Origin of the sequence: Leptospira neocaledonica (assembly GCF_002812205.1) — a bacterium.
Taxonomy (GTDB): Bacteria; Spirochaetota; Leptospiria; order Leptospirales; family Leptospiraceae; genus Leptospira_B; species Leptospira_B neocaledonica.
Window position 1 is genome coordinate 1 of record NZ_NPEA01000006.1, and the last position, 25,711, is coordinate 25,711.

At 40.2% G+C, this 25,711-nt stretch carries 20 protein-coding genes; 10 read left to right on the forward strand and 10 right to left on the reverse strand.

Annotated elements, in window-relative coordinates; genetic code table 11:
• The first annotated feature begins 252 nt into the window (after nucleotides 1-252).
• Both CH365_RS11255 and CH365_RS11260 read left to right on the forward strand, forming a co-directional pair.
• A complete protein-coding gene (locus CH365_RS11255; RefSeq protein WP_100768685.1) occupies nucleotides 253-906 on the forward strand; it encodes a glutathione S-transferase family protein in 654 nt (217 codons plus the stop codon).
• A gap of 112 nt (nucleotides 907-1,018) precedes the next feature.
• Nucleotides 1,019-1,255: a hypothetical protein gene (locus tag CH365_RS11260; RefSeq protein WP_086446559.1), complete on the forward strand. Its 237-nt coding sequence runs from the start codon at nucleotides 1,019-1,021 to the stop codon at nucleotides 1,253-1,255.
• A 7-nt stretch (nucleotides 1,256-1,262) separates the two neighbouring features.
• Here CH365_RS11260 and CH365_RS11265 read toward each other — a convergent pair whose 3' ends face one another.
• Complete coding sequence (locus CH365_RS11265; RefSeq protein ID WP_425268553.1) at nucleotides 1,263-3,227, reverse strand: M3 family metallopeptidase; 1,965 nt, start codon at nucleotides 3,225-3,227, stop codon at nucleotides 1,263-1,265.
• A gap of 98 nt (nucleotides 3,228-3,325) precedes the next feature.
• Here CH365_RS11265 and lsa23 point away from each other — a divergent pair, with 98 nt between their 5' ends.
• Together lsa23 and CH365_RS11275 are read left to right on the forward strand one after the other, a co-directional pair.
• On the forward strand, nucleotides 3,326-3,925 hold the full coding sequence (gene lsa23, locus CH365_RS11270; protein ID WP_100768687.1) for a surface adhesion protein Lsa23: 600 nt from the start codon (nucleotides 3,326-3,328) through the stop codon (nucleotides 3,923-3,925).
• Nucleotides 3,926-4,000: 75 nt separating this feature from the next.
• Nucleotides 4,001-5,176, forward strand: a complete 1,176-nt coding sequence (locus CH365_RS11275) for a MaoC family dehydratase (protein WP_100768688.1) — start codon at nucleotides 4,001-4,003, stop codon at nucleotides 5,174-5,176.
• 151 nt (nucleotides 5,177-5,327) lie between these two features.
• Here CH365_RS11275 and CH365_RS11280 read toward each other — a convergent pair whose 3' ends face one another.
• Genes CH365_RS11280 through metK form a run of 3 tightly spaced genes read right to left on the reverse strand, consistent with a single transcriptional unit; the run spans nucleotide 5,328 to nucleotide 7,805 of the window.
• A complete protein-coding gene (locus tag CH365_RS11280; RefSeq protein WP_100768689.1) occupies nucleotides 5,328-5,642 on the reverse strand; it encodes an ATP-dependent Clp protease adaptor ClpS in 315 nt (104 codons plus the stop codon).
• A gap of 43 nt (nucleotides 5,643-5,685) precedes the next feature.
• Complete coding sequence (locus CH365_RS11285) at nucleotides 5,686-6,645, reverse strand: transketolase family protein (RefSeq protein WP_100768690.1); 960 nt, start codon at nucleotides 6,643-6,645, stop codon at nucleotides 5,686-5,688.
• The gene (gene metK / locus CH365_RS11290) at nucleotides 6,645-7,805 is read right to left on the reverse strand and encodes a methionine adenosyltransferase (protein WP_100768691.1); all 1,161 of its coding nucleotides are present in this window, start codon (nucleotides 7,803-7,805) and stop codon (nucleotides 6,645-6,647) included. The genes CH365_RS11285 and metK overlap by 1 nt, the downstream gene beginning before the upstream one ends.
• A 195-nt stretch (nucleotides 7,806-8,000) precedes the next feature.
• On the opposite strand from metK, the gene CH365_RS11295 reads away from it, so the two are divergent.
• From CH365_RS11295 to CH365_RS11305, 3 genes are all read left to right on the forward strand, one after another.
• Nucleotides 8,001-8,399, forward strand: coding sequence for a ParB N-terminal domain-containing protein (locus tag CH365_RS11295; protein WP_100768692.1), 399 nt, complete (start codon nucleotides 8,001-8,003; stop codon nucleotides 8,397-8,399).
• Nucleotides 8,400-8,662: 263 nt separating this feature from the next.
• Nucleotides 8,663-9,469 (forward strand): major surface lipoprotein LipL32, encoded by an 807-nt coding sequence (gene lipL32 / locus CH365_RS11300; RefSeq protein WP_100768693.1) that lies wholly within the window; start codon nucleotides 8,663-8,665, stop codon nucleotides 9,467-9,469.
• Nucleotides 9,470-9,714: 245 nt separating this feature from the next.
• Nucleotides 9,715-11,469, forward strand: a complete 1,755-nt coding sequence (locus tag CH365_RS11305) for an acyl-CoA dehydrogenase family protein (protein ID WP_100768694.1) — start codon at nucleotides 9,715-9,717, stop codon at nucleotides 11,467-11,469.
• A gap of 99 nt (nucleotides 11,470-11,568) precedes the next feature.
• On the opposite strand, the gene CH365_RS11310 is transcribed toward CH365_RS11305, so the two are convergent.
• A complete protein-coding gene (locus CH365_RS11310) occupies nucleotides 11,569-12,258 on the reverse strand; it encodes an oxidoreductase (protein ID WP_100768695.1) in 690 nt (229 codons plus the stop codon).
• 83 nt (nucleotides 12,259-12,341) lie between these two features.
• Between CH365_RS11310 and CH365_RS11315 the strand changes: the two genes are divergently transcribed.
• Nucleotides 12,342-13,769 carry an adenylate/guanylate cyclase domain-containing protein gene (locus tag CH365_RS11315; protein ID WP_244283148.1) on the forward strand — a complete coding sequence of 476 codons (1,428 nt, stop codon included), beginning with the start codon at nucleotides 12,342-12,344 and terminating at the stop codon, nucleotides 13,767-13,769.
• Nucleotides 13,770-13,865: 96 nt separating this feature from the next.
• On the opposite strand, the gene amt is transcribed toward CH365_RS11315, so the two are convergent.
• From amt to CH365_RS11330, 3 genes are all read right to left on the reverse strand, one after another.
• Nucleotides 13,866-16,139, reverse strand: a complete 2,274-nt coding sequence (amt, locus tag CH365_RS11320) for an ammonium transporter (protein ID WP_100768696.1) — start codon at nucleotides 16,137-16,139, stop codon at nucleotides 13,866-13,868.
• A 238-nt stretch (nucleotides 16,140-16,377) separates the two neighbouring features.
• A complete protein-coding gene (locus CH365_RS11325; protein ID WP_100768697.1) occupies nucleotides 16,378-16,713 on the reverse strand; it encodes an Mpo1-like protein in 336 nt (111 codons plus the stop codon).
• A gap of 79 nt (nucleotides 16,714-16,792) precedes the next feature.
• The gene (locus tag CH365_RS11330; protein ID WP_100768698.1) at nucleotides 16,793-18,304 is read right to left on the reverse strand and encodes a cryptochrome/DNA photolyase family protein; all 1,512 of its coding nucleotides are present in this window, start codon (nucleotides 18,302-18,304) and stop codon (nucleotides 16,793-16,795) included.
• Nucleotides 18,305-18,512: 208 nt separating this feature from the next.
• Here CH365_RS11330 and groES point away from each other — a divergent pair, with 208 nt between their 5' ends.
• On the forward strand, nucleotides 18,513-18,800 hold the full coding sequence (gene groES / locus CH365_RS11335) for a co-chaperone GroES (protein WP_100707090.1): 288 nt from the start codon (nucleotides 18,513-18,515) through the stop codon (nucleotides 18,798-18,800).
• Between the two features lie 18 nt (nucleotides 18,801-18,818).
• Nucleotides 18,819-20,459 carry a chaperonin GroEL gene (gene groL, locus CH365_RS11340; RefSeq protein WP_100768699.1) on the forward strand — a complete coding sequence of 547 codons (1,641 nt, stop codon included), beginning with the start codon at nucleotides 18,819-18,821 and terminating at the stop codon, nucleotides 20,457-20,459.
• Between the two features lie 55 nt (nucleotides 20,460-20,514).
• Here the strand turns inward: groL and CH365_RS11345 are convergent, their stop codons facing one another.
• On the reverse strand, nucleotides 20,515-25,482 hold the full coding sequence (locus CH365_RS11345) for an LA_1737 family protein (RefSeq protein WP_244283149.1): 4,968 nt from the start codon (nucleotides 25,480-25,482) through the stop codon (nucleotides 20,515-20,517).
• The gene (locus CH365_RS11350) at nucleotides 25,475-25,696 is read right to left on the reverse strand and encodes a DUF167 domain-containing protein (RefSeq protein ID WP_208861204.1); all 222 of its coding nucleotides are present in this window, start codon (nucleotides 25,694-25,696) and stop codon (nucleotides 25,475-25,477) included. Before CH365_RS11350 ends, CH365_RS11345 begins: the two co-directional genes overlap by 8 nt.
• Nucleotides 25,697-25,711: the final 15 nt, after the last annotated feature.

Here is a 25,711-nt window from a genome sequence, read left to right on the forward strand (position 1 = left end):
TCTTTTGCGGCCAATTTAGAAATTTCGTAACCGATACCTACGCTGGCTCCGGTAATTAATGCTGTTTTTTTCATGATCTATAAGATTCCTTTTCGAAAGAGTAAAAGTGTTTTTTATCGCTGCCAATTTTAGATTTAGATTTCCTTTCAGGAAAGTAGAAATTGAAAATCCATACAAGTTCCTATTCTTTCTTATCGAATCCATGAAAAAGACTTTACCATACTACTTGTATTTGGATGATCCTAGGCTCTTATGATAAAATTATACGGATATCCGATCAGCAATTATACGAATAAGGTCAAATTGGCACTTTTAGAAAAAGGTTTGGAGTTCGAAGAAATTCGCACACCCTTCTCCCAAGACGAGGAGTTCCTACAAAAAAGCCCAATGGGAAAAATTCCATATCTTGAAGTGGATGGAAAATACCTGGTAGAATCCCAAGCGATCATTGAATTTTTAGACGACGCTTATCCGAATAGCAAACGTTTGATCCCAGCGGATCCATTCGAAGCCGCCGAAGTTAGAACGATTATATCCTTCATCGAAAATTATATAGATATTCCGGCTCGCAGATTGTATGAATCGATTGTTGAAGGCAAAACGATCTCTCCCGAAACTGTGGAACTAACAAGACTCTCCATCCAAAAAGGAGCAAAAGCACTTTCCAGGGTCGTGAAATTTTCTCCATATATTGCCGGCAAAGAAATTACCGCTGCGGACTGTTCCGCGTTCGCCACCTTTCAGATCATAAACGATCATATCGCAGATTGGATCTCTCCGAATCCACTTTTAGAAATTCCAGGATTACAAGCATATCTGGATATGATGATGCAGAATCCGAATGCAGCAAAAGTAGACAAACCAAAGTCAGTCGTGATGAAAGCTTTAAAAAGACTCCGCAAATAGATTGGATCTAATTTTGTGCGCTGCGTTTCCTATGAGAAAAATTCAGTTCAAACCTAGTTTCAAAAAATCTGGTTGACTGGTTCGGTTCGCAAATTAACCTGCAGGTGTCTTTATGGAAGCAGAGAAAGTCATTTCGGTCCCAATCAAAGAACTTCCTCACTTAAAAGTGATCCTAGCCGGATGGTACAATTTTTTAAAGGATAGTTACGATCAGAAAACGATAGATGCAAATGCCTTTAAAGACTCTTTAAAGACGAACGTAGTCTATAATATCGATTCCGACCAGGTAGAACTGTTGCTTTCCGGCACGGAACAATTGCTCCAAAGCTTCCGCAAAAAACTTTCTTAAAGTTTCTTTAAGCTACTAAATCATAGAGTTTTAATAGAGCGTCCGGCTCCGGATCTCGTCCTAGAAAACGTTTGAATAACACCATTGCGTTTTCGGAGCCTCCTTTTTCCAAGACCTCAGTTCTGTATTTTACTGCCAGGTCCTGATCAAAAATTCCTTTGGATCTAAACGCAAAAAACGCATCCGCAGCCAAAAGTTCCGCCCATTTATAACTATAATACCCCGCAGCATATCCTCCAGAAAAGATATGCCCAAATCCATTCTGGAACTTGTTATATTCCGGAGGAAAAAGAACACTCACTTCTTTTCGAACAGTATCCAAAATATTTTGCACTTGTTCTTCCGAATATTTTTGGAGATGGATCCTTATATCAAAAATTCCGAATTCTAACTGTCGAACCACTCCCATAGCAGCCAAAAAGTTCTTTGTATCTTTTAACTTTTGTGCAAGTTCCTTAGGGATAGGCTTTCCGGTTTCATAATGGAATGCAAAAAAATCCAGCACTTCCGGCTCATAAGCGAAATTTTCCAAAAACTGGGAAGGAAATTCTACCGCGTCCCATTCCACACCGTTTATCCCGCTTACAGGAGGTTCTTCAATTTTTGCGCATAGATGATGAAGAGCATGTCCCATCTCATGAAAAAAAGTGACTACATCGGAATGATTTAAAAGAGAAGGCGCGGAATCCTTAGACGGAGGAAAATTACAAATCACGAATGCAGACGGAAGGATCGTTTTGTTAGGAAGTTTATTACGGGTTTCCCAATGGTTCATCCAGGCACCGCCCTGTTTGTCCTTTCTCGCCTCCAGATCCAAATACAACCTTGCGATAATTTCAGAACCGTTTTTTACATGATACACTTCGGTTTTAGGATCCCAGACCGGAGCATTCGTCTTTTCGAATTTTAATCCTAAAAGTTTTTCCAAAAAGGAGAAGGTCCCTTTTACGACTGTATTTTTTTCGAAATAAGGACGGGTCTGTTCTTCGTCAAAATCGTAATTTTTTTTCTTTAACTTCTCGGAAACATAAGCGCTGTCGAATGCTTGGAAATCGGGAATATGAACGGATTCTGCAAATTTTTTGAGTTCTGAAATTTCCTTCTCCGCTACCGGCTTGGCTAACGTTCCGATTCTTTGCAGGAAGTCCAAGACTTGTTCTGGAGAATCCGCCACCTTTGTTGCTAGAGAAGATTCTGCATAATTTTTATATCCGAGCAATTTAGCGGATTCATCTCTTAAAGCTAGGATCTCTTCTAAAATTTTGCCGTTATCTGGGGCACGAGTTACGTACGCCTTGTACAATTCTTCTCTTTTGGAACGATTGCTTCCGTAAGTCATATAACAATTATAACTCGGAAACTGAAGAGTGAATGAATAAGTTCCATCCTCATTTCTGTACAATGCCTTGTCCGATTCAGGAATCTCTTTTACATCTTCTTCTGATTCGATTTTCATCTCGAAAGAATTAGTAGAATCCAAAAGATTTTGGGAGAATTGGTTGGAAAGATCGGATAACCTAAGTTGTATTTCTTGCAGACGATTTTTTTTATCCTCGGCGAGACCTACTCCTCCCAGTTTGAATTGAAGGATCGCATCTTCTAAGACCTTGTTTTTAGGTCTGTCTAATGAGGATTTTTCCTTTTCGTAAATTTGAGAGTATAATTTGAATAATTTTTCGTTTTGTCCTAACTCCGTATAAAATTCGGTAATCTCAGGAAGTATCTCGGTATAATGCTCTTGGGTTTCTTCGCTATTTTTAACACTATTTAGGTGAGAAAGTACAGTAAATTCCTCCTGCAATTCCTCCATAGAATCGTTTAGAGGTCGTATTACGGACTCGTAATTTACATCCTTCTTCTTTACAACTTCTTCCAAAACTTTTTTGGAGTTTTGTATCTTTTCTCTCACCTTCTCCTTTTGGACGGAAAGTGCGATTTGGGGAAATTCTCGGAATAGAACTGCTGGACTCATCGGCTCCAGTCTTTCTCTTCCCGAATGGAAAAGCACCTATTTTCCATCTTGACAAGATTGAAAAACTGATTCGAATTCCCCCATCCCGACCTATTCATATGAAATCTTATTTTCTTATCCCGATATTCTTTCTTTATATTGGCTGTACTAGTCCACCCTTACCTGTATTCCAAACCATGGAAGGGATCTGCCCCAAGTCGGATCTTTTTGTATTAGCCCAACCTGAGATAGATGTACAGACAGGGAACGACCTTGTAGGGATCTATTGTAAGGCAAATATCACTCCTATTGGATTTGAATGGGAAATTAGTCTAGTATTTCGGGACGAGATCCATCCAAGTACTTGGAAGGATTTTTTCTATAGAATCTATAGAAGGATCCGTTATGGTAGGACCTACGATATTGAAACCTTTTTGGTTCGACTGGAACCTGATGGTAAAACTTTCCAATTGGATCTGAAGAATGTCTACTCAGGAGATCAGATCTTTCAAGAGGACCCGGTTATTCATAAGGATAGAATACTTTCTTCTTCCCTTCTGGAAAATAGGAACTCACTTCCTATTCTTTATGTAAATACCTGGAATCATATGTTTGGGGAGAAGGATAATAATCCAGGGCTTTCCAAACAAGAAATCCAAATTTCCGAGTTTCGTTTTGGATCCAGAACCCAACTAGACGGGTATTTCGGGACGTACTAAAGGCGAAAAAGCCTTTTCCGGCCGGCGGATCTCAAAATCCTGGAAGAAACTAAAAACGAAGCAGGAGTTCTCACAATGGCTAAAATCCCTACTTCCCCCTTCGCGGAACTAGGTCCTAAAACTCCGGTGGAAACCGGGACCGTAAAACGGGGTATTTACGGTAGATATCTGGAAGAATTTACAGAAGGTGCAATTTTCGAACATCCGAGAGAACTGACCATCGATCGTTCTTTTGCTCAAGAGTTTGCCACCACTTTTATGGAAGCAAACCCACTTTATCTTTCCGCTCCTTACGCACAAGCTCATGGATTTAAGGATTTACTAGTTTCTCCTTTGATGGTGTTCAACGTGGCACTTTCTCTCGGAGTTCAAAACGATTCCGAAAAAGCATTGGCGAATCTTGGATATTACGACGTTCAATTCTTGAAACCTGTGTATCCTGGGGATACCCTTTCCGCTAAAACCAAAATTATCAAAATAGATGATAAGGGCGCGGATAAACCGGGAATCGTTCATGTTCGTACTCTCTGTTTGAACCAAAATCGGGAACTAGTACTTCAATACGAAAGAAAGATCATGATCTATCATTCTAACGGAAAACCTAAAGGGACTCCGAAACCTGTGATCAAAGACGCTTTCTTCCCTGAGACAGATAGTCCGGTTATAGAACTTCCAGAGTTAAAATTCCCGAAAGGTTTCGAGACCTCTACTTGGACAGATACCTATTTCGAAAATTTCTCTGCCGGCCAGATTTATATCCATCAAAACGGAAGAACAATCACCGACGAACATTTCCCTTGGACCTACAGAGTAGGAAATACTCACCCACTTCATTACGATAAACTTTACTCTTCCGGAATTTCCGGGCCAATGGGTGGAGAACCAGTCGTTTACGGAGGACTCGTATTTGCATGGTTATGCGGACTTTCTTCCAGAGATGTGACTGAGAATGTCATTTGGGATCTTGGATTCACCGAAGGATATCATACACAACCTTCTTTCAGCGGGGACACTGTGACTGCGATCACCAGAGTTCTTTCTGTAAAAGATAGAGGAACAGAATTCGGAATTCCTGCAGGAGAAGTTCATCTTCAGTTCATCGGTCTGAAAAATATCAAGGCAAACGATGCCTTCGAAAAATTCGGAGCGGATCTATTCTTAAAGGAAAACGATAAGAAAAAACATGGTAAGGAAAAACTTCCTGAGAAAATTTTCGAAATCGAAAGAAAGATTCTAGTTAAGAAGAAGTAAGAGATTCAGAGGTTAATAGAGTCGCTAAGATTTTTCCACACAGAGCCACGAAGACACAAAGAGATTTCTTTAGTTTAATAAACTAAGAAACAACTCCGTGGCTCAGTGCCTCTGTGTGAGACTGCCCCTGTGCCTCTTTTACCTCTGTGGCTCACCCTTCGAGCGTCGCACTCATGGAGCCTTTGGAAGCCGGAAGAAGTGGATCCGGCCCGTAATTTAAAATTAGATCTTGGATATGTTCTGCGTGTTCGAGTTCGCCTGCGAAAACTACAGTTTTCTTTTGGGCATCTACTTCTACAGCGTGACTGAACGCTTGTTCTGGAGTCATTTTACAAACATCGATAAGCATCATGATTACGTATTCGTAAGTATGTTCATTATCATCCCATAAAACCACTCTCCAGGGTCCCCCGATTTGCACCGGATCTTCTGTGGTGGTTTCTTCTATCGAGGGTGAGTTAGGCATGGCACGAAAAACTTATACCCGGCGAAAACACCGGGTTTGTTTGTTATTTGGATTGGACTGCTTTTTTTGCTAGTTCCACTATGTTTTTGGATCTAAGACCGAAATAATCCAGAAGCCCGGACCAAGTTCCGGATTTACCGAAACTGTCTTTCATTCCTAGTTTCAGAACGCGCACAGGATGCTCTTCTGATAAGAACTCACTAACCGCGGAACCGAGTCCGCCGATCACATTATGCTCTTCGCAAGTGACGACTGCACCGCAAAGTTTAGCATATTTTAATATAGCTTCTTTATCGATAGGTTTGATGGTCGCCATGTTTAAAAGAGTGGCCTGGATGCCTTCTGCTTCCAGTTCTTTTACCGCGATCATTGCTTCATTTACCAGAACTCCGTTTGCGATGATAAGAACGTCTTTACCTTCTCTCATCACCTCCGCTTTTCCAATCTCGAATTTATAATTTTCTCTTTCGATCAATGGAAGATTCGGACGACCTACTCTTACATAAACAGGTCCCTTATAATCTGCGATTGCATGGATGATCTGCTTAGTCTCATTATAATCGGAAGGGCAGATCACCACCATTTCAGGAATGGCTCTCATAGTGGCAAAATCTTCGATACATTGGTGAGAAGCTCCGTCCTCACCTACAGTAATTCCGCCATGAGAAGCGACTAATTTTACGTTTAAGAAAGGATAAACTACACTATTACGCACGACTTCCCAGGCTCTTCCGGATAAAAACATCGCGAAAGAAGAAGCGAATGGCACGTAGCCAGAAAGAGCGAGTCCGGCTGCATGTCCCACTAAATTCTGCTCAGCAACTCCTACGTTGAAAAAACGATCCGGAAATGCTTTTGCGAATTTATTGGTTTTAGTAGAACCGGAAAGATCCGCGTCTAGTACTACGATATCGGGACGACTTGCACCTAATTCGTGCAATGCGTCTCCGTAACCGTCTCTGGTTGCTTTTTGATCTGCGCTAGATGCGGATACTGCTCCCATTAACCTTTCAATGCTCCCGCTTTATCAGTTCTTTCCCAGGTAAATGTTTCTCCACTTCTTCCGAAATGTCCGTAAGCAGCGGTTTCCCTATATTTTCTTCCTTTCTCCAATAATTGTAAGGACTCAGTGATCCCTCTTGGAGTCAGTTTGAAGTTTGCTTTAATTCTTTTAACGATTTCTTCTTCGGAAAGTTTACCTGTTCCGAAAGTGTCAACGTGAACCGAAACAGGCTCTGCAACACCGATCGCATATGCCAACTGAACTTCGCACTGAGATGCAAGTCCTGCTGCCACTATATTTTTAGCGATATATCTGCCCATATAAGCTGCGGAACGGTCCACTTTGGAAGGATCTTTTCCGGAGAATGCTCCACCACCATGTCTTCCGTATCCACCATAGGTATCCACGATGATCTTACGTCCGGTCAGACCGGTATCCCCATGGGGACCACCGATGATGAACTGTCCAGTTGGGTTAATAAAATATTTCGTATCTTTTAAGAAGTTGGCTGGGATTACCTTCTTAATACATTCTTCAATTACAGATTCTTCGATCTGTTTATGAGAAACTTCAGGAGCATGCTGAGTAGAGATAACTACGGTATCCACACGAGATGGTTTCCCATTTTTATATTCAACAGTTACCTGAGACTTAGCATCCGGACGAAGCCATTTCAATTTTCCGTCATGACGAAGACCGGATAAATGTCTTACTAATTCGTGGGAATAGTAAATCGGCATAGGCATAAGTTCAGGAGTTTCGTCGATCGCGAAACCAAACATCAAACCTTGGTCTCCGGCTCCTTGCTCTTTAAAAAGACCTTCTCCCTCAGTAACACCTTGAGAAATATCAGGACTTTGAGCATGAATATGGGAAGAAACTACGGCAAACTCCGCATCGAATCCAAGAGAAACATCATTGTAACCGATATCCTTGATTACGTTTCTTGCGATCTCTACTGCGTCGATTTTTCCCTTGCTGGTTACTTCTCCGGCAACTACTACCAAGTTGGTAGTCACTAAAGTCTCACAAGCTACCCTGGATCTAGGATCCTGAGCTAAATAAGCGTCCAAAATTGCATCGGAGATTTGATCGCAAACCTTGTCCGGATGTCCTTCCGATACGGATTCCGAGGTAAAGATGAAGTCTTGAAGGGACATTCGATTGTAATTCCTGTTAAAATTATTTCTGAGGGGAGAATCTTCCCCGCCTAAAACTATAAACCTATGCAAGTCGTCACTGTCAAGTGAATCCGCCCCAACCTTTTCCAATACTATGGGGGTTCGGACGGAAATTTAGTCAAAACTTCTGAAATTGGTTTGTAGGATTTATACGGTGAAAAAAGCATTTCTTAGATGAAAATTCGGGTCTCCGATATTAAGGTAAAGAACCGCATTCGTAAAGATTTAGGTGACCTACACGGCCTAAAATCTTCCATACAAAACTTAGGGCTTTTGCATCCGATCATTATCGACCTGGACAATAAATTAGTCTCCGGCGAAAGACGCCTGGAATGTGTGAAACTTCTGGGCTGGGAATATGTAGATGTACGAATCGTAGATGTAAGAAGTAAAAAAGAAAGAGTTCTGATCGAAGCCGAAGAAAACAATGTGCGGCTACCGTTTACCCCGGAAGAACAGGAAAGGGCTCAAAAGCTATTAAGAAGATATTCCCACACTGGGATCCTTGGTAGATTATTTGCCTGGCTTTTGGATCTTTGGGAATGGTTCTGGGCCTGGCTTTTCAAAAACTAATCCTAAGAATAAACCCTACCTAAATCGAAACGTTTCCATTCGGGAGACCTGGAAATTTTTTTACTCTCCAAATGGAACCCGTTATATGATTTCGCTTAACTATTGCTACTCCGGAACATAAAACCCAATCGAATATTCGAAATCCCATTTTTTTAGATTTTTGCACCGCCAAAAGGGATCAGGAAACAAAAATTTATTAATTAGATTTACAAAAAGGAATCTCTTCTCTATCTTGAGCAATCCATACCAAGGAGATCTCTCGAATGAAAAAATCTTCGATCCTTATAATCTCCACCGCTATACTGGTCAGCTTTGCTGCTTGTATCGGTGGACTCCCCGGCCTACAAAGTAATTTCTCGGTCGGAGAGCAAGACATTCCAGGAGTAGGAGTTAAGAAGCTTTTCGCACCTTATTCTGAAACTGTGAACTATTGGGGATACATCAAACCAGGACAAGCCGCTGACGCAGTAGTAAACGGAAAGAAATCATATTTCCTTTATATTTGGGTTCCAGCAGCTATCGTTGAACTAGGCGTTCGCTTAATTTCCCCTACCGGAGAAATCGGTGAGCCATCTAGCGGCGACTTCGTGAGTGAGGCTTTCAAAGCTGCAACTCCAGAAGAAAAAAGCATGCCAAACTGGTTCGATACTTGGATTCGCGTAGAGCGCTTAGCAGCTATTATGCCGAACCAAATCGAAGGAGCAGCTAAAGGAAAAGCACTTCAAAATCTTGGCGACAATGATGATGGAGACGATACTTACAATGAAGAGCGTCACAACAAGTATAACTCTTTACTTCGTATCCAAATTCCTAATATTCCAAAAAGCTTGGATGAACTGAAAAACATCGACACTAAAAAACTTTTAGTTCGCGGTTTATACAGAATTACCTTCACTACTTACAAAGTAGGCGAAGTTAAAGGTTCTTTCGTAGCTACTGTTGGAGTTCTTGGCCCTCCAGGTGTTCCAGGTCTTTCTCCGATTCTTCACGCAAACCCAGCTGAATTGCAAAAATTGGCTGTTGATGCAGAAGAAAAATTGAAAGCTGCAGTTGCTGGAGACAAGAAGTAATCCTTCTTTTTCCTGCTTTGCTGAAAGCCGAAAGCCGTCGGGTTAAACCGGCGGCTTTTTTTATACCTTTTCTCTTTAGCGCTTTTCACCTCCGTGTTCTCTGCGCGGAGAACCGAATAGTGTTCATTTCCAAAAAAGGGTACATCCTCCTATTTTTACCTTTCCAGATACAAATCATAAATTAAGGCTTCCTTAAGAAACGTTATCACACTGAACAAAAGTTCATTCTCCAACGGAGCATCCTCATGATTGAAAATAATTATTTCCTGGAAAACGAAGACCTAAAACAACATTTCGATTCCTTAATAGACTGGGAAGAGATAGTAGAAGCATTCGAACAGGGTTTTTCCGACAAAAAAGAATATGAAAAAACCGGAAAAGAAGAATTCGCTTTAGCCCCGGGAAGTAAAGGAGAAGCGATCGAGTTTTACAGATCCGTCTTGGAATCCGCGGGAGAGATTGCCGGAAAAGAAGTGGCTCCTTTCGCTCAAAAAATGGATGCAGAAGGTTTAATATACGAAAAAGGTAAAGTCCGCTTTCCTAAAGAAATGATAAGCGCGGTCAATCAGGTCAAGGAGGCAGGAATCCTTCCCTATTCCATCGGACGTAAACACGGAGGATTAGGACTACCCTGCACAGTTCAAGCAATGCTTATGGAAATATTTTCCAGAGCGGACGGCTCAGTTGCCATCGCAATAGGTTGTATGAATCTTGCGGAGACTATCGAAAGATTCGGCTCCGAAGAGATGGTAGAGACTTACGTTCCTAAAATGGCGGCCGGAGAACTCTGCGGAGCCATGGCTCTCACCGAACCGAATTACGGATCCGACCTCCCCAATTTACAAACGAAAGCAATCAAAGGAGAAGATGGAGTCTGGAGAATTACAGGAGCAAAAAGATTTATCACTCACGGTTGCGGCTTCGATGACAAACCTTCCATCATTCTTACATTAGCAAGGACAGGAAGTCCGACAAGCGGAGCAAGAGGACTTTCCTTCTTCTTAGTCAAAAGTGAAGACGTAGAGATCGCAGGTATAGAAAAGAAAATGGGGCTACATTGTTCTCCCACTTGCGAAGTAGTCTATGAAAACACTCCAGGCTTATTAATCGGGGAAGAAGGTTACGGACTCGTAAAATATTCCATGGCAATGATGAACGGCGCAAGACTTTCTATCGCAGGACAAGCAATGGGAATCGGAGCCGCAGCTTATTACGAAGCCAAAAAATACGCAGATGAGAGAGAACAATTCGGCAAGAAGATCAGAAATATTCCTGCAGTGAAAAAGATGCTGGATTTCATGGACAGAGAAATCCTGGCGATGCGTTCTATTCTACAAGAGGCCTCCAGATCCATAGATCTCTATCATTGGAAATCAGAAAAAATGAAAGAGAATGCAATCGATGAAAGAGAGATCAAAAAGGACGAAAGTATCAAAAAATGGGAAAAACTCGCAAACCTATTCACTCCATTATCCAAATATTATATTACGGAACAGGCAAACAAGATCGCATTCGACGCTCTACAAATCCATGGAGGAGCCGGATACACGTATGATTACGATATTTCCAGGATCTATAGAGATGTAAGAATCACCAATATTTACGAAGGAACCACACAATTACAGGTTGTGGCAGCCATCGGGGGAATTGTCACAGGACTCGGTTCAAAAGGGATCTTACGACAATATCTAGACGAAGAAATGTCCAATATCTCTCCTTCCAGAGAACTTATAGAAAACCGCAAAAAATTAGAAGAGTCTCATACAATTTATACTTCATTGGAAAACGGCCTGTCTAAGGACGAGGTGGCTTTCGAATTAGTCGAATCTGCGACCAGGGTCATCGTCGGAGTAATTTTAGAGCGAGGGTTGAGAAAGTTAGATGGAGAAGCGAAGGTCCAGAGAGAAACTTTGATCCATTCTTATAATCTAGATAGCTCGGCCCTATTAGAATATAATAAAATTAGAATTCAAAATAAGAAGGAAGTAATATTGGCTTAATTTTTATCACACAGAGACACTGAGACATATACGATGTAGGAACTCCAACAGCACCTTAAAATCACTCACTCTGTGACTTGGTGCCTCTGCGTGTGAGAATCAAAGAATAGAATGTAAATTCGCTCTAGCAGAAGAAGATCCTAAAACCTGAATCTTATCCGATTCTATGATCTTTTTTCCTTTTTGAGCGGACCAAGCTAAATTTAACATGGATTTAGCAACCGTCTTTGCATGAATAGATCTGTATTTTTTCAGGGGACCTAAAAGCAGAGGATTGATCAAAAAAGCAAGTTTAGACCCGATCTTCTCCGCTAACCTGAATTCCTTTCGATCTCCTTCCAAAAGAGAAGGCCTAAAAATCCCAAAAGTTTCAAAACCAAGTTTAGAAATTTCTGTTTCTACTTCTCCTTTTACCTGATTATAAAAAGCAAAAGAGTTTGAATCTGCTCCGAGTGCGGTCACAATAAAAAAAGATTTTACACCATTTTCCTTGGAAGCTTTCGCAAAACGAGCCGGATACTCCAGATCCACTTTTTTAAAATTTTCTTTAGAACCTGCCTTGCCTATCGTAGTACCCAAAGTGCAGAAAGCATCCGTTATACCTTGTGGAAACTCGGGAAGTTTTTCCCAATCGGTAAGAATCAATTCCAATTTGGAATGTGTCCATTCTAAAGGTTTTCTGACGAGAAGGTAAACCTTGTCCCAAGACGGGTCTATCAATAATTCCTGTACAAGTTCTCCACCGACGAGTCCAGTCCCGCCTGCAACGATTGCAACTCTATGATTCATTCTTCCATCCTGTTCTATCCAAGGTTCGGATTGATCTTGGTTTTGTATAAAAGTTCCACTGATTCGGTTCTTATTTAGAAATTATGATGTTCCTTTTATTCTCCGAGTCAGTCGAAAACAATAAGAAACGATTGAACCAAAAATGGAAAGGAGTATTTTCGGAAGCTATGCCTATAAGAGATTATCTACCAAAGTTTCTTTGTAATATTTTAGAAATAACGGATCGTAGTAAAATGGACGATTCAGTCCGTAAGGTTTTAGAAAACGAAGAAATTATAGGCGCATACGTATCTAATGCCTTTCGATATCTTCTTCTTCTATTTTTTGCAGCTCAGTTGGCTCTGAACTGGAAAAGTGGAGATGCACTCGTAAATGGGATCGCATTTTCAATTTTTACTGCAGTTACGATCGGGCATACATATGTGATACGAACCTGCACTCATTGGGCAATCAAAGGTTTCTCCTATCTTGCATTGGTCTCAGACTTCTTTGTAATTAGTTCTTTATTATTGTATTATACTCTTCACCAAAATTCTTTCGATCTTGGATTCGCGATTAAAAATCCGATCATGAATTTTCTATTTTTCCCTCTCGCGTTTTCATTGATCCAATTCAGATTAAGATACGTGGTTTTAAGTGTAATCTTATTCTATCTGGTTTATTTCGGGATCTTCTCCTATGCCCTCCTATACGATAAGATGGTGTTCGCTAAAGATTGGGGAGATTATGTAATGGGACCGAATGTTTTGGTCACAGATGCATTATTCGGAAGGCCAATGGTCTATCTGATCTTGGCATTTTTCTTTTCTTTCGGGATCTTAAGAACTCTTATCATGATCCGGCGCATCGGAGAAGGAGAAGCACAAAGATCCCTACTATCCCGTTACTTCTCCCCTGGAATGGTGGAAGAAATGATGACCAATCCAAACGTATTGGAAGGAAGAAGACAAACTGCCACCATATTATTTACCGACATCCGTAACTTCACCACTCTTTCTGAAAATATGGATCCGTTGGAGTTAAGCAAATTCCTTTCCTCTATTAGAGAAACATTAACTGATTGTGTTTTTGAATTCGGTGGCACCTTAGACAAATATATCGGAGACGCGGTTATGGCCACATTCGGCACACCGTATCCTTCTGCAGATCCTGCCTCTGACGCGATTCGTGCGCTACAAAGTGGACAAAGAATGTTGGAAAAATTGGGAGAATTCAATAAAGTAAGAGAATCCAAAGGACTAGAACCCGTAAGGATCGGGATAGGAATTCATACAGGAGAAGTATTCTCCGGAAATATAGAAACAAGTAAAAGTTCAGAATTCACAGTGATAGGGGACGCAGTGAATACCGCTTCCAGAATAGAATCTCTCACTAAAAACTTCGGAAAAGAACTTTTAGTTTCTGAAGAAACCTGGAAACTTGCGGGAGCAAATTTTATAGGAGAAACTCTTCCTCCTATCCAGGTTAAAGGAAGAGAAAAGTTAGTAACTGTGGTTGCAGTCGGAGCTTGATGAATCAGAAATTAAGGATCTAAGATTATAGAAGTTTAAACCTTCTATTTCTGATAACGGCATGTCGGATTCATTCTGTATTAACCGATTACATTATTAACTAATCTTAGGTCCGATTTGAAAAATATCCACAACTCGGTGCATTCGAATCGTTTGACCGCTTAACATAAGGCTCATCTTCTGGAGATCCTCGAGCAAGGAACCGATCCGAACAGCACCGTCTTCAATTTCACAGAAAAAATCCCTCATTTTATTCAATTCGGAATAACGTTTTTCCATATCTCCAGCTACGGATTCGCTCATATATGCCACGCCTTGGATGGAAGTTTCCAAATCTTCCGATCTGGAAGAATAATCCCGAACTGAATCGAAAGCACCCTTCATTGTTTTTGAAAGTTCCGGGATCTGCGTTAAAATCGCCTTAAAGGAATCGACTGTCTCAGCTAAAGACTGCAAGGATCCGTTAACGGTTTCCCAAATTTCCTTTAGATATTTAGTCGCTTGTTTCGCGTTAGATGCCGTTTTTTCGGAAAGTACTGAAATCTGTTCTGCGACCACTGCAAATCCCTTATCCCCTCCTCTTGCAGATTCGATGGATGCATTGATAGATAACATCCCGAGTTGTTCTGCTATTTTTTGCAGAATTCCCACAAGCTCTTCTACCTTCTTCGCGGAACCGTTCAGTCCTTGCATACTTTTTACAGTTTTTTCCAGAGTTCTTTCGCCGGTGAACGCAATGGATTGTATAGAATCGCTGATCTGTCCGGAAGTCAAAATGTCGGTCTGTAATTCCCTCATTCCTTGGGACATTTCTTCGGACATTCTTCTCATTTCAGAAGACCTTCTCCTCTCCTCTCTCACCAAATCCAAAACTGCCTTTAATGAGGATTCAAGTAAGTCGGAAGTTTCTCGGACCAATACTGTTCTTTTCTTCTGTTTTTCGATCTCTTTCGTGATAGCTAAAGTCGAATTTTCTAATAGTCCGGATTCATTTTCGATCTTATCGGAGTTTTCTTTTACAACTCCTATGATTTGCGTTAAACTCAAAAGTAAACGATTGAATAATTCTGCAACCGCTCCCGATTCAACACCGGGATCCACTTCTATTCTCTTTCTCAGGTCCTTGGAATCTGCGACGTATTTCATTGCATTCATCAAATCCAACCAAACGGTTTTAGCACCGTGTTCCGATTCGTTTAATCCTCTGTCTTCTTCTTCCGAAGTCACCCGAATGGATATAGTAAACTTCATTAAGAAAAATAAAATTAATCCCATACTAAAAGACCAGACCGCACAAACTGCCACTCCCACAAGTTGAGCCTGCCATTGATTCCAGCTACGTAACACTTCTTCTTGGGCAAATATACTTACCGCAAGTGTTCCCCAAATCCCGCCGACCCCATGGACAGGAAATGCGCTCACTACATCATCTAACTTTAATAAATTTTCCATGATCCAGACTGCAATCTCAGCAAGGACCCCGGCGATAAGTCCTATTAGCAAAGAAGAACCCGGACTCACAACGTCACAACCTGCAGTAATTGCTACTAATCCAGCGAGAACTCCGTTAATCGCACCTCCTACATGCGGAACACCTTTGGTAATATAATCGAATATGATCGCAGAACTACAGCCTGCACAAGCAGCAAGGCTAGTATTGACTATAATTTTTGGAACAGCATCCGTTAAAGAAAGAGTACTTCCCCCATTAAATCCGAACCAACCGAACCATAAAATAAAAGTTCCTAATACGGAAAAGGGAAGATTATGACCGTATAATTCCCTAGGTTTTCCTTCGGAATCGAAACGATCCTTTCTGGGCCCAAGCACGATTACACCTGCAAGAGAAACCCAAGCGCCAACGGAATGTACGACCGAACTTCCGGCAAAATCATGAAAGCCGGATTTGGAAAGCCAACCGCCTCCCCAAGCCCAATGCCCGAATACAGGATAGATCAGCAGAGAAACAAAAATGGAACAAACTAAATATGCTTGGAATCGAATCCTTTCCGCAACCGCACCGGAAACAATCGTTGCCGCCGTACCCATAAAGGTAACTTGGAAAAGAAAGAATGCGAATTCTTTTCCAGTATTCAAACCTTCTAAAAGAAATAGATCTTTACCGACCCAGCCTTCCAAACTGGTGCCATACATCAAACCGTAGCCGATTAGAAAGAAGCAGATGGTTCCTACTACATAATCGAGTAAATTTTTGATCGCAACATTGATCGAATTTTTGGAACGAACTAATCCGGATTCTAATAGTAAAAAACCGGCTTGCATAAAAAAGACAAGAGCGGAGGCAATAATCACCCACAAGGTGTCTACATTCTTTGCTAATTCTTTGGCGGCGGGAAGAACGTGATCCAATGAGAGAACCTCTCTTCGTTCTAAGAATGAGCATATGTATCGATTGATCTTGGATTGAGAAAGGAAAAAACGTCAGACGATAATAATTTATGACGTGTAATTAATAAACGAAGTCGATGTATTTTGTTTTCAGAATTGGAGAAGTATCCCCCAAATGAGGTAGGCAAGAAATGCGAAATCGCAGGTAACGTTTTGATCCTTAAAAAAGAAAACCTTGCGACTTCGCGTTAACGAAAGACTATTTTACTCCCGCTTTTTGTAACTCTTTACCTAGCTGACCGGTAATCGTACAAAAATACATTCTCCAATCACTTACAAAAGATTTGAAAGGGTACGTAAATGTGGCAGGACGGTTTTTTTCTAAGAAGAAATGTCCAATCCATGCAAAAAAGTATCCGCTAAATAATGCTCCCAGCAAGTACCAAGCGTTTAGATAGAAGATTGCAGAAAGAATGAACACTAACGCACATGTGGTTCCTATAAAATGGAATATCCGGTTCATTTTGTTTGAATGTTCTCTTAGGTAGAATGGCCAGAATTCCTGTAGGGTTTCGTATTTTTTGTTTTCAGTCATCTTTGTCCCTCCGGAACTACATGATACGGCAGGGAAAAAGAATCCGCAACAACTTCTCTTTTCTTTATAATAACAGCCGTTATTTAAAAAACGGGAGTTCCGACATTCCTTCCAGAGACCGGATATACTCCAGATACGGTTTTAGTTTGAATTTTTTGGAAGTTGAATCCGAGGACATATAACGGATATTTCCGAATACTGCTCTTTCCGGGGACCAAGGTCGGTCGAATGCCCCAAAACACCATAAAATTCCCGTATAAGAATTCGGATCCCTACCATCATATGCATATTTATGATTCAAATCTTCTAATGTACGAAACGCTTCTTCCGGAGACGGAGACCATTCTATTACTTTTTTGCCCCAAAGCATTCTAAGATAATTTTGGATCGTCCCTGTAAGAACTAATTCTTTCTGCGCAGCGTTCCAGATTGGATCGTGAGTCAATGCCTTCTCAAATTCTTCCTTAGTATAAATGTATTCCCTCTTATCACCTCTATGAGCTTCCAAGGAAAGTCTGGCCCAATTCGGAAGAATAGAGAGATCTTTTCTGAAACTAGGGTCCTTATAAAACAAAAGATATCCCAGTTCTCTCCATGTTAGAAGTTCATCTAAAAAAGAATTTATATTTGGGCTCGGATGAAAAAAACCTTCGTTCTTTCCTCTATAAGAATGATTTAAGATATCGGGGCTCCAGGTGATCTTAGGATCCGATTCCAAGACCGATGTGACAATTTCTTCTACGGATATCATCCCAAAATGTAAATAAGGAGATAGATAAGAAGATTTGATCCTTTCCGGTGGTCTTGGTTCACTTCTCTCTTCCGAATAAAAAGGAAGTCCTTCCTTCAGGAATTTTTTAAAAAGTTTTAAACTTTCTTTCCTTCCTCCCAATCTACCAGGAACAGGAAGTATTTCCGGAAACTTGGAACTCATCCTTTGTAAATACGAAGAAATGTCTTCTTTCTTTCCGGAAAATAGAAAATTAGGCTTTTTTAAAGTATTAGAATTTGGAATTCCTTTCGAATTAGGTTTTGGATTCGATCTACACACGTATGATTCTACGAATCTATCATGAAGTTTTGGCCTCAAGACCCTTGCATACCCGAAAGATTTTTCGTAAGAAGCCAGAGGAGTAATAGAATTTGAATCCACGAGAAGAAGTTTACAATTTAGTCTCTCTGCAAGTTTCTCCGCATGTTCCGGAAGAAAAAAACAGGGAAAATCATCCGTAATCACAATAGAAGCTTTTTCTAAAATGTTTGGAATTATCTCGGAAAGTGAATGCTCTTTTGTTTCTACAAAAGGCCAATAGACAAATCCTGATTTTTCCGCATCGGCAGACGTATCACAAATTCCTTCTAAAAGAAATTGATGGAGCCTGGGAGAACTCCACTCGAAATCCATCATCACCGATTCAAAGATTACCAATGGTTTCTTAAATTTTTTAGCTAGGTGGATTGAATAATCCAAAGAATGATTCCAGGCCAACCTTCGATTCGCTCGGATCCAATAGAAAATACACTCTCCTTCATCCAGAACCGGTTTTCGATTCCCCTCCCGGACTCTGATTAAATTTTTCTCAGATAACAAATGATCCTACTTACTCTGCTTCTCTCGATTCGCTCTTAGACTTCTTCCCACTGAAAACGGGAAATGAAAAATTCGGGTCTTATTCCGGATTTTGACGAATATTTTGGCACTCTTTGAGTGAAAGTGCTTGACCGCCTACCCCTGTTTCGGATTTCCTGGAATTTATATTCAAGCACTCATTTATTTCAAGTGCTAAAAGGAGAAAGTCATGGCGATTAAACCGCTAGGTGACCGAGTTTTGGTCGAGCCTAAACAAGACGCTGAAGAAAAGATCGGCAGCATCTTCGTTCCTGATACGGCTAAAGAAAAACCGCAAGAGGGAAAGGTTGTTGAAGTAGGAAGCGGACGTTATGAAGACGGAAAGCTTATACCACTAGAAGTTAAAGCTGGTGATGTCGTTCTATACGGCAAATATTCCGGAACTGAAATTAAATCCGAAGGTAAAGAATACTTAATCATCCGCGAAAGCGACATTCTTGCCATCGTGAAAAAGTAATAGGCTGAGGAAATAAAAATGGCAAAAATTATCGAGTATGATGAAACAGCTAGACGTAAACTTTTAGAAGGCGTCAACAAACTAGCGAACGCTGTAAAAGTTACCCTTGGTCCTAAGGGAAGAAACGTAGTAATCGACAAAAAATTCGGATCTCCTACCATCACTAAGGACGGAGTTACCGTAGCAAAAGAAATCGAACTAGAAGATTCCATCGAGAACATGGGTGCTCAGATGGTAAAAGAAGTTTCCACAAAGACGAATGACGTTGCTGGAGACGGAACTACCACTGCTACTATTCTTGCTCAATCTATCGTTAACGAAGGATTGAAAAACGTTACCGCAGGTGCAAACCCAATGGCACTTAAACACGGTATCGACAAAGCGGTTAATGCTGCAGTAGAAAGTATCAAAAAACGTTCAGTTAAGATCGAAAACAAAAAAGATATCGCTAACGTTGCGACTATCTCCGCAAACAACGACAAGGATATAGGAAATCTGATCGCAGATGCTATGGACAAAGTCGGAAAAGACGGAGTTATCACTGTAGAAGAAGCAAAATCTATCGAAACCACTTTAGACGTGGTGGAAGGTATGCAATTCGACCGCGGATACGTTTCTCCATACATGGTAACCGATCCGGAAGCTATGATCGCTACTTTAAGTGATCCTTATATTCTGATCTATGATAAAAAGATCTCCTCTATGAGAGACCTTCTTCCTGTATTGGAAAAAGTTGCTCAAGCAGGAAGACCTTTAGTTATCATCGCAGAAGAAGTAGAAGGAGAAGCATTAGCTACTATCGTAGTAAACACTCTTCGTAAAACTATCTCCTGCGTTGCTGTTAAGGCTCCTGGATTCGGAGATCGCCGTAAATCGATGTTGGAAGATATCGCTATTCTTACCGGTGGACAAGTGATTTCCGAAGACCTCGGAATGAAACTGGAAAACGCAACAGTTCAACAACTTGGACGTGCTAAAAAAGTTACCGTCGACAAAGAAAACACCACGATCATCGAAGGACAAGGTGCTTCTAAAGATATCCAAGGCCGCGTAGGTCAGATCAAAAAACAAATCGAAGATACTACTTCTGAGTACGATCGTGAAAAACTCCAAGAGCGCTTAGCTAAATTAGCTGGCGGTGTTGCAGTAATCCATGTTGGTGCAGCTACCGAAGTAGAAATGAAAGAGAAAAAACACCGTGTGGAAGATGCACTTTCAGCTACTCGCGCAGCAGTAGAAGAAGGAATCGTTCCTGGTGGTGGATTAACTCTTCTAAAAGCTCAAGAAGCAGTTTCCGCTCTTAAATTAGAAGGTGACGAAGCTACTGGAGCAAAAATTATCTTCCGCGCATTAGAAGAGCCGATCCGTATGATCACTTCTAACGCTGGCCTGGAAGGATCCGTAATCGTTGAGCAAGCAAAAGGTAAGAAAGGAAACGAAGGTTTTAACGCTCTTACTATGGTTTGGGAAGATCTACTACAAGCTGGAGTCGTTGACCCTGCGAAAGTAGTTCGTTCTGCACTCCAAAACGCTGCTTCAATCGGATCAATGTTGTTAACTACAGAAGTTACAATCACCGACAAACCTGAAAAAGACGGTGGCGGAATGCCTCCTATGGGTGGAATGGGCGGTATGGGAGGAATGGGCGGCATGATGTAATGCTTGCTCTTTCCTTTCGGAAAAGCCGAAGCCGGGGAGAAATCCTCGGCTTTTTTTATAACTTTATCCCAAGCACCCTATCAATTTCATTTCCATCCTTTGTAATCGTATGACTATATAATAAATTTAGAATCGAATATTTACTATATTTAGTCTTAGTTTCGTATTCCCAATCCCAAAGAAGGCCACCCATTCCAGGAACCGCCAAAATTCCCATAGCATGTAAACCATTCATATTATTTCCATATTGTTTATAGTAGAATAACCCGGGGCCTACAAGCATCAGGTCTTCCTCTTTGGAAATTTTTTGATTTCGATAATATAATAATCCTAGACCGAGCATATCGAATCTTCCGTCTTTTTCGGAAGAAAAATATCCTAATACCGGAGGAATTAAAGAAGCAGTGCCTGCAGCATCTGAATGATAATAGTAGATCGGAAGGAAATTTGCCAGAGTCTCGCCTGGAACAGATTTCCAACGCAGCCATAAGAAATTCGTATCGGAATAATCAGGACGCCTTTCCAGTCCAGCGAGTAGTCCACCAAAAACCGCGATCCTGGTTCTTTGCTCTTCCAATTCTGTATGGATCAAACCTAAGAATAGATTCAGATTCCTTCTTTTATAAGCGGATTCGTAATACGTATCAAAAATTCCAGCAAAACCCCAGCGTGATAAATCCTTATCTTTATAAGCATACCCCCCTAAGAAAAACCATAATCTAGTATCATTCTCTTTCCAAGTAAAGGCAAGCGGTGCCAAACCATATACAGTACGATACGAATTATTGAAATAAAAAGCCGGGCCTATTACCAATCTTTCTAAACCTGAATTTCCGGATTTATAATCCGTAATTAATAAAAAGTTTAAGTGTTTTTCCTTTTTGAACGGATCGTTCTCCGATTCGAATCTATATATCGGAAAAAGATAAGACTTAAAATACGAACTAGTCGTTTCTTCCTTTTTGATATCCTTAACCGTATGTAATGTATTCGAAAAAAGGAAGAATGCCGTAAAATCTCTCCATTGATCCACAACCTTATCGGTGCTACCTTCTTTGAGAGAAATGGATTCATATTTGGAATAATCGATCAATTTCAGAAAGGTCACATCCCTTTTGAAATATTCTCGGTTTTCCGAATTCTGTTTTTCTGAATTGGTGTATAAAAGCGGGATCGGTAAAAAATAAAAAGAAGAACTTGATTCTAATGTTTTACTTCCCGACGAAGAAAAAATCCCGAACGGATTCGCATTGAAAGAGTTCCAATTTCCATCTTGGAATTCCGATCTATCCGAATAATATAAAAGTCCCCAGGTAACTCTTTCTTTATAAACGTTAGGTACATTTTTCTCTTTGTTAGAGTAAAAAGGATAAATTGCGAAAGAAGTCTCCTGATCAGAACCCGATCCGCTCAAAAGCCCTAATACATTCCATCCGGAGAGATTTCCTTTTTTATAACCGTGATATAGGATAGGTATGGTCGTATAATATTCGTTAATCTTCTCTCCCTCTTTTTCGGAACCTGAAAAATAAAAAGGAAATATATGGAATGAGCTATAAATTTTCCCTCCATTTTTCTCCGCTGAAGAAGAAACGAGACCTAAAAAATTACCCTTCGAAACAGATGGAGAAGATTCGCTATAATATCCTAATACAAAAAGTGTAGATTCCGTAGAACTTCGCTTAGAGTAGATCGTCGGAAAAAACAAAAAGTCCACTTTAGTAGCTTGTTCCGATGTTTCCGAAGCCCTCTTCGATCTAGAATAATAATAAAATGGAGTAAGAAGAGAAGAGAATTCTTCTCCATTCAATTCCTTCTTACTAGAATAAGCAGATAATAAAGTATAAAACTTAGATTCGTAAGATTCTCCAGACAAGGTTTGCACCTTAGATCCATAAGTCCAATAAATCGGTAGCAAGAGGCTATAAGACTTTTCTACGAACAAATCTTGGTTTTGACTGGAATCGGAACCGGAATGGAACAAAGGCAGAAGTAATGAATGAAAGGACCTAGTTGTAGTTCCACCTTCGACAATTCGTTTTCTATAATACAATGGGGAAATTGTCCTAGAAAAATCTTTGGACTGATCATGAGCAACTAAAGGAAAAATCCTAAATCCCCAAGCATCCGGCGAAAAATATAACCGAGTAATTGGCCATAAGACTGAATAGTCTCTTACTTCTCCCTGCTTTCCTCTTAAAAAACCGAAAAGTAAATAAGCCTCTTGGAAATCTGGCCCTTTATCCTGGCGTGCGTATAAAGGTAAAACAACTCCTGCAGCCAAATAAGACTCATCCCCTATCTTACTCGAGAAATAAAATGGTGCGAGCATATTAACCTTATCCGAATTCTTTTCGGACCAGGAATACCAAGCAAGCGGAAGAAGACGGATATGCTTTCTGTCATCTCCTTGCTCATAACTGAAAATCCCAAATAAGGCACTCACTCCCCAGAAGGAACGAACTTTTTCCCTAGTTAATCTATTATATTTGTTTAAACCTTCACCCTCTTCCTTCTTTTCGACAGAGGCATCTCTTTTAATCGCCTCGACCGGGATCTCTCCAGTTGGATGTTTAGATTTCCAAAATTCCAAAGTTCCCTTAGAAATAGACGATCTTGTGGAAACACTAAATAGATTATAGAACAGAGAAACATCCGTATCTAAATAATAATCCTTTTCCGTAGATCCTCCCCCCGCTGCAAAATTTCCGAGAGTCTGGGAAGAAGAATAGGCAAGCACAAGCTCTAATGTTTTATCAGCTTCTTCGTATTTTAAGTAAAAAGGAAGTATGATATTCCCTTTGCTACGAGGATTGTCCCAATTCCAATAGAGTGGGAACCAAGTAGAGAATTCCTCCTTACGGACCTTATCCACATTCGAAAACCATAATAGAGGCCAGACCCAAGTATTGTCCTTTTCGGGAGACCGGTTCCAATAATGTAAGATTCCAAAATGAGTATAATGTTTCTCGTCATATCCTAGACGAAAGAAGAAAGGAATCAGGAGCCTGAAGCTATCTCTTTTATAAAAATAGAGTGGGAAAGCATAACTGTATTTTGTATCTCCGGCCTTATCAAAACCTCTACCCGCCAAACCGAGCACATTCCAATAGGAATATTCATTTGTAGTATTGGAGAAATAGATCGGATAAACTCTTCTTCTGGATTCCTGGTCGGTATCATATTTTTCATACAACGTAACCAGTGAATATTTTTCAATTTTGGTCTTATATTCTATAGAATAAGAAAGTGGAGTTATAAGTTCTTTATATTCGGAAGTATCGTTCCATTGGAAAATCGGAAGAAGTGTATAACTTTCAGACTTATTATTTTGCCAGTTATCTCTATAAAAATACCAGAAAGGAAATACGATCAACCTTTCAAATCTATCACCAGCTTCGTTTTTCCTGGAATAAAATGGACCTACCCAAGTCCGATCTTTATCCCAATACGTAAACATCGGAATGATCCAGGTGTATTCCTTTCCAGGCTGATTTCCTTTTGCCCATATCGGTAAAAAATGAAAATGCTCACCCGATTTATAAAACCAAAGTGGAAAGAAAAAGGCCCTCTTAAAATCTCCGTTATTATCCCAAGAAAGATACGTATTGATCAAATAATTTTGAGAAGCGACCTTTTCTTTATTTCTGTAATATAAAAACCAAGGAAGTAAGGTAGTTGTTTCGGAGGAATCGGAAGAATAATAAGAAATCGGAGTGATTACTTTAGATTCATTCGGCTTAAACGAATGATAATACAGAGGGAAAAACAAAAACTTAGAGTTCCCCTGCCAATCATTAGAATAATAAGAATTTAATGCATAAAAATTAAATTCGGTCGCAGTACGTTTATGATAAAAGGGGACCGGAAATAAACCAAATTTTTCGGTTCCATTATCAAAATAAGCGGGCAATACATATAAATAATCGTTTTTCTTATGAAACCAGAAAGGAAATAAATAAGAACGGTCATATTCCTCCTTTTCGTTGGAGCTCCAACCGCTAATTAGTATTACATTTGTTTCTGCTCCGCTACCCTTCATCCAATTACGATGAAATACGATCGGGATAGTTGCATTATAATTCTGTAATTCTCCATTAGAATATTTTCGATTCAGGAATAAGAGCAGATAATAGGAGAATTTATCTTCTTCCTTCCCTCCTCCCCCAACCATCGGATTTTCCTTCCAAGTTTGTCCGAAAAGTGGAGTGAAAAATGCACCTTCTTCTCCTCCATCCCAAGAATTATAAGAGAATAAAGGAAAGATCGTAAAATGGAAATTTTCTTTATTTGAGTAACTATTGTATTCAGTATTATAGAAAAAAATCGGGAAAAAGCTAAAATGAAATTTTCTTTTACCGAAACCCCAATACACTAAAGGTAAAACGGATCCATAATTGGACTCCCGATCTTCACCCCAATGAAAAATGAGAAAATGGTTCCAGTTATCATTAAGATTACGATTCCGAAAATATAAGAAAGGAACTGCAAAATAAAATGATTCTTCTTTACCACTTTCAATTGTTTTACTTCTACCGAACAATGGAAGAAATGAAGGAAAGGATAACCAACTCTCGGAAAATTTTTCTCCTCTTGATTCATACGAATTATAGTGGAATAAGGAAATATTAACTCCCGAATCCGACTGAGATTCCTGGACACGTTGAGCATAATAAAAAGGGAAAAAATAAGAACGATAGGACTGGTTTTCTTTTGCGGAAAGATGATCGAATAAGGGGAAAAAACTGGTCTGCTTAAATTTAGGATAATCCGTATATGTATAAAGAATCAGAAAATTCAAAGAATAATGAGGCCCCCAATTCTCTATACTTGCAAAAGGAGGAAGCCTGAAGGAATATTTATCTTCTTTATCACTTCCTAATATAGGTTTTTTTTCAGAAGTAAGAGTATCGAAATAATCAGATGCACCGATCTCGGAAGAAAAACAAATCAGAAGAATCGGGAAAAATAGGATAATACATCCGACTTTAGTAGAAAAAAATTTCAGAAAATTCTTAATCATAAACTTCCAGAAGTTTTAACTTACTCTTTTCTCCCCTGAGAATTTTTACCTTAGAAGGAGCTATTCCTAATTCTTCCGCAATCGCCCGGACCACGGCATCATTGGCCTTACCTTCGGTGGCTGGTTCTTTTACCGCAACGGTCCAAATACCGTCTTCCCCTTTGGTCACGGAGGGTTTTTTAGAATTCGGTTTTACTCGGACCTGAATTTTCACCGCGGATCTTCCGGG